At 72.8% G+C, this 17061-nt stretch carries 11 protein-coding genes and 1 pseudogene; 3 read left to right on the top strand and 9 right to left on the bottom strand.

Annotation, left to right across the window (positions count from 1 at the left end; genetic code table 11):
• Nucleotides 1–20: 20 nt before the first annotated feature.
• The 4 genes from rsmA to rsmI form a co-directional block, all read right to left on the bottom strand.
• Nucleotides 21–881, bottom strand: coding sequence for a 16S rRNA (adenine(1518)-N(6)/adenine(1519)-N(6))-dimethyltransferase RsmA (gene rsmA, locus RLT57_RS10245; protein WP_311297067.1), 861 nt, complete (start codon nt 879–881; stop codon nt 21–23).
• A gap of 116 nt (nt 882–997) precedes the next feature.
• Nucleotides 998–1888: a TatD family hydrolase gene (locus RLT57_RS10250; RefSeq protein ID WP_311297068.1), complete on the bottom strand. Its 891-nt coding sequence runs from the start codon at nt 1886–1888 to the stop codon at nt 998–1000.
• Nucleotides 1889–2238: 350 nt separating this feature from the next.
• Nucleotides 2239–2619 (bottom strand): hypothetical protein, encoded by a 381-nt coding sequence (locus RLT57_RS10255; RefSeq protein ID WP_311297069.1) that lies wholly within the window; start codon nt 2617–2619, stop codon nt 2239–2241.
• Nucleotides 2620–2941: 322 nt separating this feature from the next.
• Nucleotides 2942–3829: a 16S rRNA (cytidine(1402)-2'-O)-methyltransferase gene (rsmI, locus tag RLT57_RS10260; RefSeq protein ID WP_311297070.1), complete on the bottom strand. Its 888-nt coding sequence runs from the start codon at nt 3827–3829 to the stop codon at nt 2942–2944.
• Between the two features lie 152 nt (nt 3830–3981).
• Here rsmI and RLT57_RS10265 point away from each other — a divergent pair, with 152 nt between their 5' ends.
• Nucleotides 3982–5706, top strand: coding sequence for a dolichyl-phosphate-mannose--protein mannosyltransferase (locus tag RLT57_RS10265; protein WP_311297071.1), 1725 nt, complete (start codon nt 3982–3984; stop codon nt 5704–5706).
• A 148-nt stretch (nt 5707–5854) separates the two neighbouring features.
• Here the strand turns inward: RLT57_RS10265 and RLT57_RS10270 are convergent.
• Nucleotides 5855–6277, bottom strand: a pseudogene (locus RLT57_RS10270) (VOC family protein); the annotation flags it as partial.
• Between the two features lie 677 nt (nt 6278–6954).
• Between RLT57_RS10270 and RLT57_RS10275 the strand changes: the two are divergent.
• A complete protein-coding gene (locus RLT57_RS10275) occupies nt 6955–8592 on the top strand; it encodes a penicillin-binding transpeptidase domain-containing protein (protein ID WP_311297072.1) in 1638 nt (545 codons plus the stop codon).
• 374 nt (nt 8593–8966) lie between these two features.
• Here RLT57_RS10275 and RLT57_RS10280 read toward each other — a convergent pair whose 3' ends face one another.
• The 4 genes from RLT57_RS10280 to RLT57_RS10295 form a co-directional block, all read right to left on the bottom strand.
• Entirely contained in the window at nt 8967–9752 is a 786-nt protein-coding gene (locus tag RLT57_RS10280; protein ID WP_311297073.1) for an SDR family NAD(P)-dependent oxidoreductase, read from the bottom strand.
• A 4-nt stretch (nt 9753–9756) separates the two neighbouring features.
• The gene (locus tag RLT57_RS10285; protein WP_311297074.1) at nt 9757–11025 is read right to left on the bottom strand and encodes a serine hydrolase domain-containing protein; all 1269 of its coding nucleotides are present in this window, start codon (nt 11023–11025) and stop codon (nt 9757–9759) included.
• A gap of 390 nt (nt 11026–11415) precedes the next feature.
• The gene (locus RLT57_RS10290) at nt 11416–13239 is read right to left on the bottom strand and encodes a glycoside hydrolase family 6 protein (RefSeq protein ID WP_311297075.1); all 1824 of its coding nucleotides are present in this window, start codon (nt 13237–13239) and stop codon (nt 11416–11418) included.
• Between the two features lie 422 nt (nt 13240–13661).
• Nucleotides 13662–15335 (bottom strand): FAD-binding dehydrogenase, encoded by a 1674-nt coding sequence (locus tag RLT57_RS10295; RefSeq protein WP_311297076.1) that lies wholly within the window; start codon nt 15333–15335, stop codon nt 13662–13664.
• A gap of 200 nt (nt 15336–15535) precedes the next feature.
• On the opposite strand from RLT57_RS10295, the gene gltX reads away from it, so the two are divergent.
• Nucleotides 15536–16912: a glutamate--tRNA ligase gene (gene gltX, locus RLT57_RS10300; RefSeq protein ID WP_311300659.1), complete on the top strand. Its 1377-nt coding sequence runs from the start codon at nt 15536–15538 to the stop codon at nt 16910–16912.
• Nucleotides 16913–17061 lie beyond the last annotated feature (149 nt).

The following is a 17061-nucleotide window of genomic DNA, read 5'->3' on the forward strand; positions in this document are numbered from 1 at the left end:
GCCGCGGTCACGGGCCAACGCTACGCGGGCCGGTGCTCGGCGATGGCCGCGAACTCCTCGACGGTCAGCGCCTCCCCGCGGGCCTGCGGCGACACCCCCGCGGCGACGAGCGCGGCCTCCGCGGCCGCGGCCGACCCGGCCCACCCGGCCAGCGCCGCCCGCAGGGTCTTGCGCCGCTGGGCGAACGCCGCGTCCACGGCCGCGAACACCTCGCGCCGTGACGCCGAGGTCCGCGGCGGGTCGCGGCGTACCAGGGAGACGAGCCCGGAGTCCACGTTGGGCGCCGGCCAGAAGACGTTGCGCCCGATCGACCCGGCCCGCCGCACCTGCGCGTACCAGTTCGCCTTCACCGACGGCACCCCGTACACCTTGTTGCCCGGCCGGGCGGCGAGCCGGTCGGCGACCTCGGCCTGGACCATCACCAGGGTCCGTTCGATGCCGGGGAACGTCGCGAGCATGTGCAGCAGTACCGGTACGGCCACGTTGTACGGCAGGTTCGCCACCAGCGCGGTCGGCGGCGGACCGGGCAGCGCCCGTACCGTCATCGCGTCGGCGTGCACCAGCGCGAAGCGCTCCGCCCGCGCCGGCAGCCGCGCGGCCACGGTGGCGGGCAGCGCGGCGGCCAGCACGTCGTCGATCTCGATCGCGGTGACCCGGTCCGCGACCTCCAGCAGGGCCAGCGTGAGCGAGCCGAGCCCCGGCCCGACCTCGACCACCGTGTCCTCGGGGCGCACCCCGGCGGTCCGCACGATCCGCCGTACGGTGTTGGCGTCGATGACGAAGTTCTGGCCGCGCTGCTTGGTGGGCCGTACGCCCAGCGCGGCGGCCAGCTCGCGGATGTCGGCCGGTCCCAGCAGGGCGTCGGGGTCTGTCGTACTCACACCGGCAAGGCTATCGGCCGGGGGTCCGTGCCCGGTCCGTCCCCGGTCGGCGGGAGCCTGCGGCGGCCGGGCGCCGGGGCGGGGGCCGGGCCCCGGCGGCCGGGGCGGGAGCGGGGTCAGTAGCCGAACACCCGCGCGGTGTTCGCCGCGATCGCCGCCGCCAGGGTGTCCTCGTCGTCCCCGCGGGCCGCCGCCATCGCGCGCAGGGTCAGCGGGATGAGGTAGGGCGCGTTGGGCCGGCCGCGGTGCGGGACCGGGGTGAGGAAGGGCGCGTCGGTCTCCACCAGCAGCAGCTCGCGCGGGGCGACGGCCACCGCGTCCCGCAGGTTCTGCGCGTTCTTGTAGCCGACCGTGCCGGCGAAGGAGAGGTGGTAGCCGCGCTCGGCGCACACCTTCGCCATCGCGGCGTCGCCGGAGAAGCAGTGGAAGACCACGGTCCGCGGGGCGCCCTCCTCCCGCAGGACGCGCAGCACGTCGTCGTGCGCCTCGCGGTCGTGGATGACCAGTGCCTTGTCCTGGTCCTTGGCGATGGCGATGTGCCGACGGAAGGAGTGCTGCTGGGCGGCGACCCCGTCGGGTCCGGTCCTGAAGTAGTCGAGGCCGGTCTCGCCGACCCCTCTGACCTGCGGCAGCGCGGCGAGTTCGGCGATGGCGTCGAGCTGGGCGTCGAGCGCGGCCGGACCGGCGGGCGGGCGCTCGCCCCGCCGCGACCAGCCGTCGGGGTCGCCGTCGACGATCCGGGGCGCCTCGTTGGGGTGCAGGGCCACCGTCGCCCAGATGTCGGGGTACTCCGCGGCCGTCCGCGCGGCCCAGCGCGAGCCCGCCAGGTCGCAGCCGACCTGGATGAGCGTGCCGACTCCGACGGCGGCCGCCCGGGCGAGGGCCTCCGGGACCGTACCGGACTGCATGTCCAGGTGGGTGTGCGAGTCGGCGACCGTGACCCGTAGCGGCTCGGGCGCCGGCGGGGCGGTGTTCCTGCGGTCGTCCTGGTCCTTCTTCGTGGGCATGGCTCCGATCCTAGGGACGGGGACCTGTCCCTGGACCGGGGCCCTCGCCTCCCCTTGCCGCCGGGGTGGTCGCGGGGCCCGTGGTGCGGTGCCGTGGTGCGGTGCCGTGGTGCGGTGCCGTGGTGCGGTGCCGTGGTGCGGTGCCGTGGTGCCGTGGTGCGGTGCCGTGGTGCCGCGGTCGCCGGGTACGCGGTCGCGTCCCGCGCCGGCCGTGTCCCGCGGGGTTGCGCGGGGTTGCGCGGGGTTGCGCGGGGTTGCGCGGGGTTGCGCGGCCGTGCCGTACGCGGTCACGCCTTACGCGATCGCGCGCTCCGCGGTCACGCCGTGCCCGGTGCTCGGCCGCCGGGCGGTCACGCCGTCCCGGTCCGGCGCTGCCTGCGGTGCAGCAGGCCGAGTATCGAGCGGTGGGGGCGTACCGGCGGCTCGTCGCGGTGGTCCGTCCACCGGCCGGCGGCGCCGGCCGTCCCGGCGGCCTCCTGGACCCCGGGGGCGCCGGACACCCCGGAGACCTGGCCCGACCGCATGATGCGGACCAGGTGGCCGTCGCAGTTCTGGCAGCAGGGGCTGGTCAGCGGCGACGGCACCTTGGCACCGTCCACCAGATAGGTGACGAAGGGGTGGCCGAGGCCGTCGGTGCGGTGCTCGATCTCGTAGCTCTGCTCCCAGCCGTAACCGCAGTTCAGGCAGGCGAAGGCGTACGCCTCGGTGATGTTGGGTTCCGCGATGGTCATGGCAGCTCCTGCGCGCCCTTCCGGACCGGGGTGTCCGGGGCGGGACTTTCCCACCTCCAGCGAACGCCCCCGCGGCGGCCCGCGCATCGCCGTCACGCCACTCTTGAGGATGATTTGGCGCGTATGGGGAAGTTGGGCGCAATTGCTTTGCCATAGTCCAGGTTTAATCCAATAACACAATCGGAGAAACCTTTCACGTTGGGTCACCGGGGGCCTTTCGGCTCGCGACGGGCTCACACGGGGATCGCGGCGTGCCACGAGGCAGCCGCCCCCCGCCGGCCGCCCGGTCCACGCCCCGGGCCGCTCCCGCCGTCCGCCCGGTCTACGCCCCCGCCCCGCGCCCACGGGCCGCCCCCGCCTCGTGCTTGGCCGCCACCACCGCGTCGAAGACCTCCCGCTTGGGCAGTCCGACCGCCGCCGCGACCGCCGCGATGGCCTCTTTGCGGCGCTCCCCGGCCGCTTCCCGTACGGCCACCCGCGCCACCAGTTCGGCCGGCGTCAGCTCCGACGGGCCCGGCTCCGGCGCGCCCTCGACGACCACGGTGATCTCACCGCGCACCCCTTCCGCGGCCCACACCGCCAGCTCCGCCAGCGGACCGCGCCGGACCTCCTCGTACGTCTTGGTCAGCTCCCGGCACACCGCGGCGCGGCGCCGCCCGCCGAACACCTCGGCCATCGCGCCCAGCGTGTCGTCGATCCGGTGCGGTGCCTCGAAGTACACCAGCGTCCGCCGGTCCGCGGCCACCTCGCGCAGCCGGGCCAGCCGCTCGCCCGACTTGCGCGGCAGGAACCCCTCGAAGCAGAAGCGGTCCACCGGCAGCCCGGAGACGGCCAGCGCGGTCAGTACGGCCGACGGACCCGGCACCGCCGTCACCGTGATCCCCCGTTCCACGGCCGCGGCCACCAGCCGGTACCCCGGGTCCGACACCGACGGCATCCCCGCGTCGGTGACCAGCACCACCCGGGCGCCCCCCGCCAGCGCCTCCACCAGCTCCGGCGTCCGCCCGGCCTCGTTGCCCTCGAAGTACGACACCACCCGGGCCCGTACCTCGATCCCGAGCGCCTGCGCCAGCCGCCGGAACCGCCGGGTGTCCTCGGCGGCCACCACGTCCGCCCCGGCCAGCTCCACCCCCAGCCGCGGCGGGGCGTCCGCGGGGTCGCCGATCGGGGTTCCGGCCAGTACGAGGACGCCTGCTGCTGCGCTGTTCACGGTTCATTTTCCCACCCGGTTCCGACCCGGTTCCCACCCGCCCGGCCGTCCGCCCCCGCGCCGGTCGCCACCGCCGCCCGGAGATTCACGACAAATGCGGCGGGGATCGCCGCGCACATCGCATTCTCAGACCCTTTCCCTACGATGGGCCGGTGACGAGTGAGACGGCGACCCAGGACCGTGCCCAAGAGGACGCTCCGGCGGAGACCGAGCCGAGTGCGTGGGGGCGGCGGCTGCGCCGGTTCGGCTACGCCGAGCAGGAGCACAAAGACACCCGGGAGCGCCTGGTCCCGCCGTTCCCCGAGCCGGGAACGCGCATGTGGCAGGCGGTGGGCCTCGGCCCGGCGACCGCCGCCCGGCTGGCCCGATGGTCCGGCTGGACCGGCCCGCTGCTGGTCTCGCTCTTCGCCGGGGTCATCCGCTTCTGGCACCTGGGCAGCCCGCGCGAGGTCGTCTTCGACGAGACGTACTACGCCAAGGACTCCTGGTCGCTGCTGAAGTTCGGCTACGAGGGCACCTGGTCGGACGGCAAGGTCTCCAACCCTGACCTGCTGGCCCATCCGCAGAAGATCGACCTGTCCAGCGCGCCCGGCTACGTCGTGCACCCGCCGATGGGCAAGTGGATGATCGCGGCCGGCGAGTGGGTCTTCGGCCTGAACCCGTTCGGCTGGCGCTTCGTGATGGCGCTGCTGGGCACGCTGTCGGTGCTCATGCTGTGCCGCATAGGGCGCCGGCTGTTCCGCTCCAACGCGCTCGGCTGCATCGCCGGCCTGCTGATGTCGGTCGACGGACTGCACTACGTGATGAGCCGGATCGCGCTGCTCGACCTCGTCATCATGTTCTTCGCGCTGGCCGCCTTCGGCTGCGTGCTGGCCGACCGCGACTGGGCCAGGGCCCGGCTGGCCCGCGCCCTCCCGGTCGGCGAGGACGGCTTCGCGGGCCCTGACCAGCGCACCGGCGGCCGGGCCGGCACGGGCTGGCGGCCCTGGCGGATCGCGGCCGGCTTCTTCCTCGGCCTGGCCGCGGCCAGCAAGTGGAACGGCCTGTACTTCCTGGCGTTCTTCATGGTGCTGACCGTGCTGTGGGACGTCGGCTCCCGTCGGCTGGCCGGCGCCCGCCGCCCGCGCCTGGCGGTGCTGCGCAAGGACCTCGGCTGGTCGGTGCTGTCGGTCTCCGGCACCGCCGTGGTGACGTACCTGGTCACCTGGACCGGCTGGTTCGCCTCCGACAACGCCTACAACCGGCACTGGGCCGACGGCCGCGGCGGCTTCTGGTCGTTCGTCCCGGCCCCGCTGCGCAGCCTGTGGCACTACGAATACCAGGTCTACCAGTTCAACGTCGGCCTCCACACCCCGCACCCCTACCAGTCCAACCCCTGGAGCTGGCTGGTCCTCGGCCGCCCGGTCTCGTACTACTTCCAGTCCCCCAAGCTCGGCCAGGACGGCTGCCACGCCGCCGCCGGCTGCTCCCGCGAGATCCTCGCCCTCGGCACGCCCCTGCTGTGGTGGTCCGCCTGCTTCGCCCTCGTCTACCTGCTCTACCGCTGGATCCTGCGCCGCGACTGGCGGGCCGGCGCCGTCCTCTGCGCCGCCGGCGCCGGCTACCTCCCCTGGTTCCACTACCAGGACCGCACCATCTTCTTCTTCTACGCCGTCGCCTTCGTCCCCTACCTCTGCCTGGCCGTGGCCATGATGATCGGCGCCTTCCTCGGCCCCCCCGCCGCCACCGAGTCCCGCCGCATGTGGGGCGCCGTCGCCGCCGGCACCCTGGTGCTGCTCATCATCTGGAACTTCGTCTACTTCTTCCCGATCTACACGGGCATGACGATCCCGTACAGCAGTTGGCAGGCGCGCATGTGGTTCGACAGCTGGATCTGACCGGGCCGGCAGATGCGGCGAGGGGCCCCGCGCGGGAGGACAGGCGCGGGGCCCCTCGGCCGCTCCCGGTCGCCCCGGGCCGTCCCCCCGGTCCCGGTCGTCGGCTGACGGCCCGGGGCGGCCCGGTCCCGCCTCGGGTGGCCGCTCCGTCGAGGCAGAACCCGTTGCCCTCGATGTCCCGCATCACGATGCACGGGTCGTTGCCGTCGTACAGGAGTCGCACGCGTACCGCGCCGAGCGGGAGCAGGCGCGCGCACTCGGCTTCGAGGTGGCGAGGCGCTCCTCACCCACGAGCCCGGTGCCGACCGGCACGTCGAGAGGCAGCCGGTTCTTGACCACCTTGCCCTCGGGAACGCACTGGAAGAACAGCCGCGGGCCCTCTCCCGGGGGATCAGCGCAGGCGAACCGTGCCCCGGTCCTCATCCGGCCGGGAGCGGTCGACATCGTCCCAGCTGGCGGACCCCTCCGGCTGCGGCGTTACGACGTACCCCGGCACCTCGCACCAGAACCGGGTGACGCGCTCAGGTTCCGCGCAGTCGAAGGTGACGTGGAACCGCCGGATCGACGACACCGGCGCGCCCTGACAGGGAGCCTCCCCCGACCGTCTCCCAGCGGGGATCCGCATGCGGCGGACGGATGACCCCGGCGAGCCGCTGCCGCACCGTACGGTCGCTGAGACTCACCCGGTGCCGGTGCCGGTGCCGGTGCTTTAAGGGGCCCACCGCTCCGGACCGGCCTGGCGGCCACGGCGCTCGCCACGATCCCCGGGGCGGCCGACCCGGGGCCGCAGCCACAAAGACGACTCCTCCCCGGTAAGAACCGGAATCGCACCCGCCCGGAGCCGAGCACGCCCGCAACGCCGTCAGGCCCTCGGCCACCCGGGGCACCAGGCGAGCACGCCGGACGGACAGCCCGACGGGGCAGCCCTTCGCCGCGGGGGCCGCCCGGGCCGAGGGGCGGTGCGGGCCTGTCAGGGGTCAGGGCCCGGCGCCGACCCCCTGCCGGGCCGCCGCGCCCGACAGGGACCGCGGCCGTACCACCGAGCCCTGATCACCAAGTGGCGACCTCGGTTCCGTTCAAGGCCGAGTCCCTACAATCCCGTGCCCTGATCGAGATCTCACCCGCCACGGCCGTCCCGTAAAGTCGCGGAGGCGGGCACGTGTATTGAGCACGTTTCGGCCAGGGGAAGACGCGGCGCGCGGGGGCGGGTCCAGGGGCGGCAGCGGGAGGGGAACGGGGTCGGTGCCCATGTCACGGGGAATCAAGGTCGGAATCATCGGCACGGTGTTCGGCGGCATGCTCGCCGTCGCCGGTTTCGGCGCGTACAACATCTACTCGGGCCTGGCGGGCGGTGGCAGCGGGGGTGGAAGCGGCCGTACGTCGACCGCCGCCGCCCCGGTCAACACCGCGCCGCCGACGCTCCAGGAGGTCTCCGAGACCGCGACCGACTTCCTGACCGCCTGGTCCGCCCGCGACACCGCGGGCGCGGCAAAGCTCACCGACTCCCCCGCGGCCGCCACCGCCGCCCTGGACGCGTACGCCGGTCAGGCGCACATCACACAGGTGCAGATCGTGCCGCGCCCGGCGGCCGGCACCCGGATGCCGTTCAACGTCACCGCGACCGTCAGCTACCCGGGTCTGGCCCCGCGCCCCTGGACGTACAGCTCATCGCTCGGCGTCGGCCGTGACGCGCACGGCAGGCCGGCCGTCACCTGGGCGCCCTCAGTGCTGTATCCGGACCTCCAGGACGGCGACACAGTGGTCACCGGGCCGGCCAAGGCACCCGAGGTCGACGTCGTGGACCGCGACGGCAAGGTGCTGGACGCGGCGCACTACCCCTCGCTCACCGAGATCCTCAAGCAGCTCACGTCCCGTTACGCCGGGTCGCTGCACGCCGGCACACCCGGCATCGAGACGTACATCGAGAGCTCGGACGGCGCCCAGACCAAGACCCTGGACATCCTGCGCAAGGGCGCCGACGCCAAGCTCAGGACCACCCTGGACGCCGGTGTCCAGGCAGCGGCCGAGAAGGCCGTCAAGAAGGCGACGGGCCTGGCGGGCGTCACCGCGCTCGACACCGGGACCGGCGGCATCCTCGCGGTGGCCTTCACCCCGTCGACAGGCCTGGACCGCGCGCTCATGGACCTGCACGCGCCCGGCTCGACGTTCAAGATCGTCACGGCCGCCGCGCTGCTCACGGCGGGCCTGAAGCCCGGCACTTCGTCCCCGTGCCACAGCGGCGACAACATCGGCGACGGCAAGCCGTACACCAACGTCAGCCCTGACAACCCCGACGCGACCCTCCAGTGGGACTTCGAGCAGTCCTGCAACACCGGCTTCATCAAGAAGGCCGGCTACCTCCGGCCCGACACCCTGACCGACACCGCCGTGACCTACTTCGGCCTCGGCCCGACCTGGTATGTCGGGACCAGCACCCTGGACGCCGTCGTGCCCGGCGGCACGGGCGACGAGCTGACCTCGGAGATGATCGGCCAGGGCAACGTCCTGATGACCCCGCTCAACATGGCGTCCGTCGCCGCGACCGTCCGCGAGGGCGTGTTCCACCAGCCGACGATCCTCCAGGACAGCGGCGTCATCGAGCACCGGACGCAGATCCCCACCACGCCGCTGCCGCCGGCCGTCGAGCAGGGCCTCCAGCAGATGATGCACGGCGCCGTCACCGAGGGCACCGCCCGCCCGGCGATGGGCGGCCTGCCGGGCAAGCTCGGCGCCAAGACCGGCTCCGCCGAAGCCGGCACGGTCCAGCCCAACGGCTGGTTCACCGCCTACCGCGGCCACGTCTCGGCGGCCGGCATCGTCCTCCAGGGCGGCCACGGCGTCGACTCCGCGGGCCCCATCGTGGCGGCGGTGCTGGCGGCGTCCTGACCGACGGCGCACCTTCCGACGGTACGGAGCCGGTCCCGGCCGCCGGCGCGGCTGCGGTCGCCGGCGGGCGGGCGGCGGCCCAAGACAGCGGCTCACGGACACGGACGTGTGTACTCCTCCGGTGGGCGGTACGGGGCCCGGTCGCACACCGGGCCCGGCACCTCCTCCGCCCGCTGGATCCTGACACCCGCACAGCCCGCTGCCGTGAGCTTGCGCCGGACCTGTCCGTGAATCGGCAGCCCCGGCCGACCCCCGCGGCGCCGCGGCCCACGAGTTGTCCCGGCCCGCGCCCCGCCGTAGGTCCGTGCCGCCCGGCGTCTTCGGCACCCCGGTTCGATCAGGACGACCGGGGTGCACGGCGGAGCTGCCCGCTGCTACTGCACCGCCAGCGCTTCCGTGAATCCCGCGTTGCTCTGCAGGATGCCGCCCTCGACCGGCAGCGTCACCCCGGTGATCCAGGCCGCGTCCGCCGACGCCAGGAAGGTGACCGCTGCCGCGATATCCTCCGGCTCGCCGACCCGGCCCAACGGGTAGGCGTGAGCGGCCCGTTCCAGCACGCCTTCGCGTCCCTCCCACGCCGGAGTGCGAATCGTGCCCGGCGCCACACAGTTGACCCGGACCCCGCTGGGCGCCACCTGCACCGCCATCGAGCGGGTGAGGGACATCAGGCCCGCTTTAGCGGCGCTGTAGGCGTGGTTGCCGAAGGCGGAGAGGCCGTTGACGGAGCCGATGTTGACGATCGCCCCGCGGCGCGACGGCGCCGCGGTGAGATAGGGCAGCGCGGCGCGCGAGCAGCGCATCGCGCCGGTCAGCGAGACGTCCAGGTCGAGACGCCACGCCTCCTCGGACTCCTCGGCGAAGTCGTCCTGATGAGGGCTGCACGAGTAGGCGTTGTTGACCAGTACGTCCAGCCCGCCGAACGCCGCCACCGCGTGCGCGACCGCCGCGTCGACGGACACCCGGTCCGCCACGTCACAGCGGTACCCCTCCGTACGAGCGCCTCCGGCCCGGATGGCGGCAGCGGTCCTCACGGCCGCGTCCCCGTCGATGTCGGCGATCAGCACCGCCGCGCCCTCCGCCGCGAACCTGCGGGCGGTCGCCTCACCGATCCCGCGGGCCCCGCCCGTCACCAGCACGCCGTATGTCTCGAACCGTCCCATCGGCTCAGCCTATGGACTGCCGCACAGCCCTGACCAGTGCCTGGGCACGGGGATCGGCGGTCACGTTCTGCTGGAGGCCGTTGGTGACGTAACCGAAGCCTATGCCGTGCGCCGGGTCGGCGAAGGCCAGCGAACCGCCGCGCCCCGGATGTCCGAACGCGCCCGAGCCCAGCAGCGGTGATGCCGGCCCGTGCAGCATGTACCCGAGCCCGAACCGGGTGTTGATCACCAGCACCTGGTCCGGCCCCTCGGACTCCACCGTGCGGGCCGCGGTGAGCGTGGCCGGCACGAACAGCCGCCGCCCGCCCTCCACCTCACCGATCAGGGCGGCGTAGAACCGGGCCAGTGATCGTGCGTCGGCGATCGTGTTCGAGGCCGCCAGCTCCCCGGCGCGGTACGCCGGATCGTTCTCGTCGGGCAGCGGGGTGATCGCGGCGAAGGCACGGCGGGTGAGCGACTCGGGATCGGCGTACGCGTCCTGCACGGCCCTCTTGGGCCGGGCCCGCAGGCTGCCCGACGCGGTCGGTGGCGGCGCGGCTGTCTCCCCGATCCGGCCCACCCGGCGCGTCTGTTCCGGTGGCAGCCCGACCCACAGATCGAGACCGAGCGGCCGGGCGATCTCCTCCGCCACGAAGCGGCCGATAGTCCGCCCCGAGGCCCGCAGCACCAGCTCGCCGAGCAGCCAGCTGTACGTCTGCGCGTGATACCCGTGGGCGACCCCCGCGGGGAAGAGCGGTGCCTGCGCGGCGACCGCCCGGGGCCCGGACACCCCGTCCAGCGCCTGTTCGGGGGTGAGCGGAGTGTCCAGTGCCGGCACACCCGCCCGGTGCGCCAGCAGCTGCCGTACCGTCACCCGTTCTTTGCCGCGGGCCTTGAACTCGGTCCAGTACGCCCCCACCGGGGCGTCCAGGTCCAGTTGGCCCCGCTGGTGCAGCAGCAGCAGGCAGGCCGCCGCCACGCCTTTGCCCGCCGATCTGACCGTATGGACGGATTCCTCGGTCCACGCGGTCCCGGCGTCCCCGTCGCCGGTGTCCCGGTCGCCCGCGGGCCCGTCGAAGTCGGCCGTTCCCGCCCACAGGTCGACCACCTTCCGCCCGTGCCGGTAGAGCGCGACCGCGGCCCCCCGGTCGCCCCGGCGGGCGAAGTTGTCCGCGAAGGCGGCCCGGACCGCCTCCCAGCCGTCCTCCGCCGTCCCGTGGACGGCAACGCCGACGCCGACGCCGACGCTGGCCCCGGCGCCGACGTCCGCGCCCGCGTCCTCGTAGTCGTCCATCAGTAGTGCCTCCTGCCGTACGTGCCTTCCCCCACCATGGTGCCCGACGGTTCCGGCGGCCACCGCCCGCCCCGTATCCCTTCCGGACCGGTCGCGGCAGGCGATGGACTCGACGGCCTCCCGGCGAATCATGGTGGAGTGTCTGTCACGTGTTACACGCTTCGGGAGCCGAAGTGGTGACAGGCCGGGTGCCGCTACTTTTTTCCGGCGCCCGGTCCCGTGGGCACGAGCCGCCCGAACGGCGGGCCCTCGGACGGCGGGAAACGCCTGCGGGCCCGTAGCGGGGCCGCATACCCGGTCGTCGTGACCCGGGTGCGGCCCCGAAACGGGCCCGGTGGGGGGATCCGCTGCCGGCACGCGCCGCCCGACTGCTGCGGCGCGTGCGAGGTGCTACGACAGCGGCGGGTATGCGTTCTGGATCAGCTGGTGGAACTGCGCGGAGAACCAGTCACCCGCGAGGGGCGAATCCGCCAGCGCCCCGGACGGGCTGTTGCCGTTGCGTGCGTTGCCGGTGTACGTCGGGTCGCACATCCGGTCGAAGCCCTTGCCCTGGTCGTTTGCGATCGCGGTGCTCGAACCGTCCGACTCGCCGGGCGGCTTCACCCACACGTAAGCGTCGATTCCCGGCTGCGGCGCGGCCGTCGGCCGCTCACCCAGACCGGCGCCGGACTGGTTGCACCAGTTGCCCGCGTGGATGCGCTTGTCGATCCGACCTCCGTTGACGTACGTGTCCACGTCCGTCGTGGCGCCCGGACCGGTGGGACGCGCGGTGCCGCCCCAGCCGTTGCGCGAGGTGTCGATCAGCATGCCGATGCTCGAGTTGAAGCCGATGGAGACCAACTCAGTGCGCAGACCCTGCGCAAACGTCAGCTCATCGACGTAGTTGTTCCAGTCGACCCACTTGGACTGCCGGACCGTGGTGCCGTTGACGCTGTCGGTGACCTTGAAGTACGGCTCGGTCAGGGCGCTGTAGTTCGCCGTGTTGGTGATGAACCCCTGCACGTCGTTGACCGTCGCGCCGCTGCTCGTCGCGGCCTTAAGGAACTCCTGGGCGGCGGGGACGAAGTTGGAGTCCCAGCCGAGCCACGCGTGGTGGGCGGCGTCGATGTAGTTGTACGTGTTCGACAGCGCGCCCAGCTTGTTCAGCGCGTAGCCGACGCCCTTCTCGTAGTTGCCGTTCGCCTTCATCACCGCGCAGGCGTCCGTGGAACCGGCCGTGCCGCCGGCGTTGGTGGTGATGTTCGGCAGCGAGTCCGGCTCGATGATGTTGACGATCCGCAGGGCCGCGTACTTCGGGTCCGACATGATCGACGCGATCGGGTCGATGTACTCGGTCTCGTACCGGGCGAGTTCCGTCGGGCCCAACTCACCGTTGGAGGCGAGTGCGGCGCAGTCACGGCCGGGCAGGTCGTAGATGACGAACTCGACGGTGAGCGGCGCGCCGGCCGCCTGCTGGACCGCGGCGTCGAGATGCGCCTTGAGGCCCATGCCGCCGTTCACACCCTGGATCGCGGCGATCCGGTCCAGCCACACGGCGGTCGACTGGTCGGCGATCGCCTGACCGCCGTCGCCCGAGGCCTTGGCGGACCACTCGGGGTTGACGTAACCCTTAGCACCCGCATACGGGTTGTCCAGGCGCTGACCGGACGGGGGCGTGGTGGGAGGAGTCGTGGGCGGCGTCGTCGGCGGGGTGGTCGTCGGGGTGGTCGGCGGCGTCGTGGTCGGGGGCGTGGTGGTCGGGGGTGTGGTGGGGGGAGTCGTCGGCGGCGTGGTATCGGTGCCGGTACCCGTGCCGCAGGTGACGCCGTTCAGGGTGAAGGACGTGGGCGAGACGTTCGTGCCGCTGTACGTGCCGTTGAACCCGAAGTTGGTCGAACCGCCGGTCGCCAGCGCGCCGTTGTACGACAGGTTGGCCACGGTAACCGCCTGGCCGCTCTGGCTGATCTGGGCGTTCCAGCCCTGGGTGACCTGCTGGTTCCCGGCGAAGGACCATCCGAGGTTCCAACTCGTCAGCGGGCTGCCGGTGTTCGTGACCGTCACCGAGGCGGTGAAGCCCACGTTCCACTCGGTCTGCACGGTGTACTGCACGGAGCAGCCGGCGGTGGCCGCCGAGGCGGACGTGGTGCTCACCGCGGCCACCACACCGCCGGAGGCGACCACGAGCGCCCCTGCGGCCAGTACGGCGGTTCTGCGTCGGACTGTTGCAACTGCCATGTGCGAACAACCTCCATTAGGGGGGATGGACCGCGCCGTTTGCGGCCGACGGGGTCTTGGGAGGTGATGCGATGATTCATGGATGGGTTACACACTCTTAATGTGGGAGCGCTCCCATAGTGGGCAGGCCCCTACTTCCTGTCAATGCTTGAAACACAACAACCCCCAAGGACTGCTGCTGACCGCACCCGTTGAACCCACCCCGGAACCTTGCGGCGCCCTGGACCGGGCGACCCGCAGGGGCACGGAAGGCGTGTCATGCTCCAGCGGCGCGAACGGCGGTGGCGGACACCGGCCGGTTGCGGGCGGGGCTGCACGGGCAACCTACAGCGGCGCAGCTGACGACGGGTCCGCGGGACGGCGCACCCCGGTCCGGGGGCGGGCGTTCCGTCACCCGCTCCCAACCGGACCGGAGCGAGCCCTCACGCGGTCGCGAGCGCCGCGGACCGTCCTGCCGTGCGCCCCGAGAACAGGCAGCCGCCCAGGAACGTGCCCTCCAGCGAGCGATACCCGTGCATCCCGCCGCCACCGAAACCGGCCGCCTCACCCGCCGCGTACAGTCCCGGCAGCGGCTCGCCGCGTGACTCGCCCTCGCCGGGGACGAGCACCCGGCCGTCGAGGTCGGTCTCCAGACCGCCGAGCGACTTGCGGGTCAGGATGTTGAGCCGGACCGCGATCAGCGGGCCCGCCTTCGGGTCGAGCAGGCGGTGCGGGGCGGCCGTACGTATCAGCTTGTCGCCGAGGTAGTTGCGGGCGCCGCGGATCGCGGTGATCTGGAGATCCTTGGTGTAGGTGTTGGCCACCTCCCGGTCACGCGCCTCGATCTCGTGCCGCAGACCCGCCTCGTCCAGGAGCCCTTCGCCGGTCAACGCGTTCATCCCCTCGACCAGCGCGCCCAGTTCGCTTTCGACCACGAAGTCGACACCGTGCCGCTTGAACGCCTCGACCGGACCGGGCGCCCCCGGCAGCGCACGCCTGAGCACGTCGCGCACGCTCTTCCCGGTCAGGTCCGGGTTCTGCTCGGAGCCCGACAGGGCGAACTCCTTCTCGATGATCTTCTGGGTGAGGACGAACCACGTGTACTCGTAACCCGAGCGCATGATGTGTTCGAGGGTGCCGAGCGTGTCGAAACCGGGAAAGTACGGCACCGGCAGCCGCTTGCCCGTCGCGTCCAGCCACAGGGAGGAGGGGCCGGGCAGGATGCGGATCCCGTGGCGGGCCCAGACCGGGTCCCAGTTCTCGATGCCTTCGGTGTAGTGCCACATCCGGTCTCCGTTGATGCCGGACGCGCCGGCCGACCCGGCGACGCCGAGCATGAGGCCGTCCACGTGCGCGGGAACGCCGGACAGCAGCTTCTTCGGCGGCGTGCCCAGGCGCTCGGGCCAGGCGGCGCGGACCAGTTCGTGGTTGCCGCCGATGCCTCCGCTGGCGATGATCACGGCCTGTGCGCCGAACCTGAACTCGCCCGCCTTCTCGCGTGAGCTGGCCTGCCCCCGTCCGACGCCGCTGGGCACCAGCACCTCACCGGTGACCCCGTCGATCGCACCGGCGGTCTTCGTCAGCCCCGTCACCCGGTGGCGGAACCGCAGTTCGACCCGCCCCTGCGCGACCGCCTCCCGCACCCGCCGGACGAACGGCGCGACCACGCCCGGCCCGGTCCCCCAGGTGATGTGGAAGCGCGGCACGCTGTTGCCGGGACCGGTCGCCAGGAACCCGCCGCGCTCCGCCCAGCCGACCACGGGGAAGAACCTCACGTCGCGCTCGCGCAGCCAGGCCCGCTTCTCGCCCGCCGCGAAGTGCACATACGCCTCCGCCCACCGGCGCGGCCAGTGGTCCTCTGGGCGGTCGAAGCCGGCGGTGCCCAGCCAGTCCTGCATCGCCAGGTCCGCGCTGTCCTTGATCCGCATCCGCCGCTGCTCGGGCGAGTCGACCAGGAACAGGCCGCCGAACGACCAGTGGGCCTGCCCGCCGAGGGAGACCTCCGGCTCCTGGTCGACCAGGATCACCTTCCTGCCCGCCTCGGCCAGCTCGGCGGTGGCGACCAGGCCGGCCAGACCCGCGCCCACCACCACGACATCCGCGTCCAGCGCTGCCATCGCCCGCCCCTTCCCGGTCCGGCGTACCCGTCGGTAGCACGTTACGCGAACCGGCCCCCGCCGGGCAGCGGCCGGGATCCGGGCCTGTGGACAACCCAGCCCTGTGGATAACTTTCGGCAAGATCCACACGGCAGGCCCTACGCTTTACGTCATGTCCGCCACCACACCTCGCGTCCGTTTCGCCCCCTCACCGACCGGCATGTTCCACGTCGGCGGTGCCCGTTCCGCGCTCTACAACTGGGCGGTGGCCCGGCAGTCCGGGGGCACCTTCGTGCTGCGCATCGAGGACACCGACGCGGCCCGCAACAAACCGGAGTGGATCGACGGCATCATCAGCGCCCTCGCCGCCATCGGCATCTCCGCCGCCGACCCGCACTTCGAAGGCCCCTACTTCCAGTCCGCCAACGCCGCCCGGCACCGCGAGGCATCCCTCTCCCTCCATCAGGCCGGGCTCGCGTACTACTGCGACTGCACCCGCGAGACGCTGGCCCTGCGAACGGGCTCCCAGCACCTCGGCTACGACGGCTTCTGCCGCGACCGCGACCTGCCGTACGAGCCCGGCCGCGCGCTGCGATTCCGTACTCCCGACGAGGGCGAGACGGTCGTGGTGGACCTCGTCCGCGGCGAGCCGTCCTTCCCCAACAGCGCGATCGAGGACTTCGTGATCGCCCGCGGCGACGGCTCCCCCGTCTTCCTGCTGGCCAACGTCGTCGACGACCTGGACGAGGGCGTCACCGAGGTCATCCGGGGCGAGGAGCACCTGTCCAACACCCCCAAGCAGCAACTGCTCTGGCAGGCCCTCGGCGCCGTGCCCCCGGTGTGGGCCCATCTGCCGGTCATCGTCAACGAGAAGCGCCAGAAGCTGTCCAAGCGGCGCGACAAGGTCGCCCTGGAGGACTATCTCGCCGAGGGCTACCTCCCCGAGGCCATGGTCAACTACCTGATGCTGCTCGGCTGGGGACCCGGCGGAGACCGCGAGATCCTGCCCTACGAGGAGCTGGAACGGCTCTTCCGCGTCGAGGACGTCAACGGCTCCTCGGCGTTCTTCGACGTCAAGAAGCTGACCGCCTTCAACGGCGAGTACATCCGGGCGCTGTCGCCGGACGCCTTCGTCTCCGCCTGCGCTCCGTGGCTATCCGCCCCGCACGCGCCGTGGCCGCCGGCGTCGTACGATACGGCGGTCTTCGCGTCGGTAGCGCCGCTGGCGCAGACACGGATCGCCGTCCTCTCCGAGATCACCTCCTATGTCGACTTCCTCTTCCTGGACGAGCCGGTCCACGACGAGGCGTCCTGGGCGAAGGCGATGAAGGAGGGCGCGCTGAGGCTGCTCCGCGAGACGGCCGCGGTCTTCACGGCGGTGCCGCAGTGGGTTCCGGAGCCGTTGAAGGAGGCGCTGGAGTCGGTGGCCGCCTCCCACGGTCTCAAGCTGGGCAAGGCGCAGGCACCGGTCCGGGTCGCGGTGACGGGCCGCACCGTCGGGCTGCCGCTCTTCGAGTCCTTGGCAGCGCTCGGGCGGGAAAGGACGCTGGCGCGGCTGACCGCGGCCGAGTCGCTCCTGGAGGGCGGGGCGGGGTGAGAGACGGCAGACGTACCGGCGGCGCGGTCGCGGCCCCGGTCGTACCACGGTTTCGCTGAGTCACAGGTGCGGGAACCGGCGCCGGTGAAGGCGTACCCGGGACCCCGCACCCGGAAGACCGCGCACCGTACGCGGGCTGCCGCCGGCCG

Origin of the sequence: Streptomyces sp. ITFR-21 (assembly GCF_031844685.1) — a bacterium.
GTDB lineage: Bacteria > Actinomycetota > Actinomycetes > Streptomycetales > Streptomycetaceae > Actinacidiphila.

Excerpts from the sequence above, each read along its gene's own strand:
- RLT57_RS10275 (WP_311297072.1), top strand. The coding sequence starts at position 6,955 with ATGTCACGGGGAATCAAGGTCGGAATCATCGGCACGGTGTTCGGCGGC.
- RLT57_RS10290 (WP_311297075.1), bottom strand. The coding sequence starts at position 13,239 with ATGGCAGTTGCAACAGTCCGACGCAGAACCGCCGTACTGGCCGCAGGG.
- RLT57_RS10295 (WP_311297076.1), bottom strand. The coding sequence starts at position 15,335 with ATGGCAGCGCTGGACGCGGATGTCGTGGTGGTGGGCGCGGGTCTGGCC.
- gltX (WP_311300659.1), top strand. The coding sequence starts at position 15,536 with ATGTTCCACGTCGGCGGTGCCCGTTCCGCGCTCTACAACTGGGCGGTG.
- RLT57_RS10250 (WP_311297068.1), bottom strand. The coding sequence starts at position 1,888 with ATGCCCACGAAGAAGGACCAGGACGACCGCAGGAACACCGCCCCGCCG.
- RLT57_RS10255 (WP_311297069.1), bottom strand. The coding sequence starts at position 2,619 with ATGACCATCGCGGAACCCAACATCACCGAGGCGTACGCCTTCGCCTGC.
- RLT57_RS10280 (WP_311297073.1), bottom strand. The coding sequence starts at position 9,752 with ATGGGACGGTTCGAGACATACGGCGTGCTGGTGACGGGCGGGGCCCGC.
- RLT57_RS10285 (WP_311297074.1), bottom strand. The coding sequence starts at position 11,025 with ATGGACGACTACGAGGACGCGGGCGCGGACGTCGGCGCCGGGGCCAGC.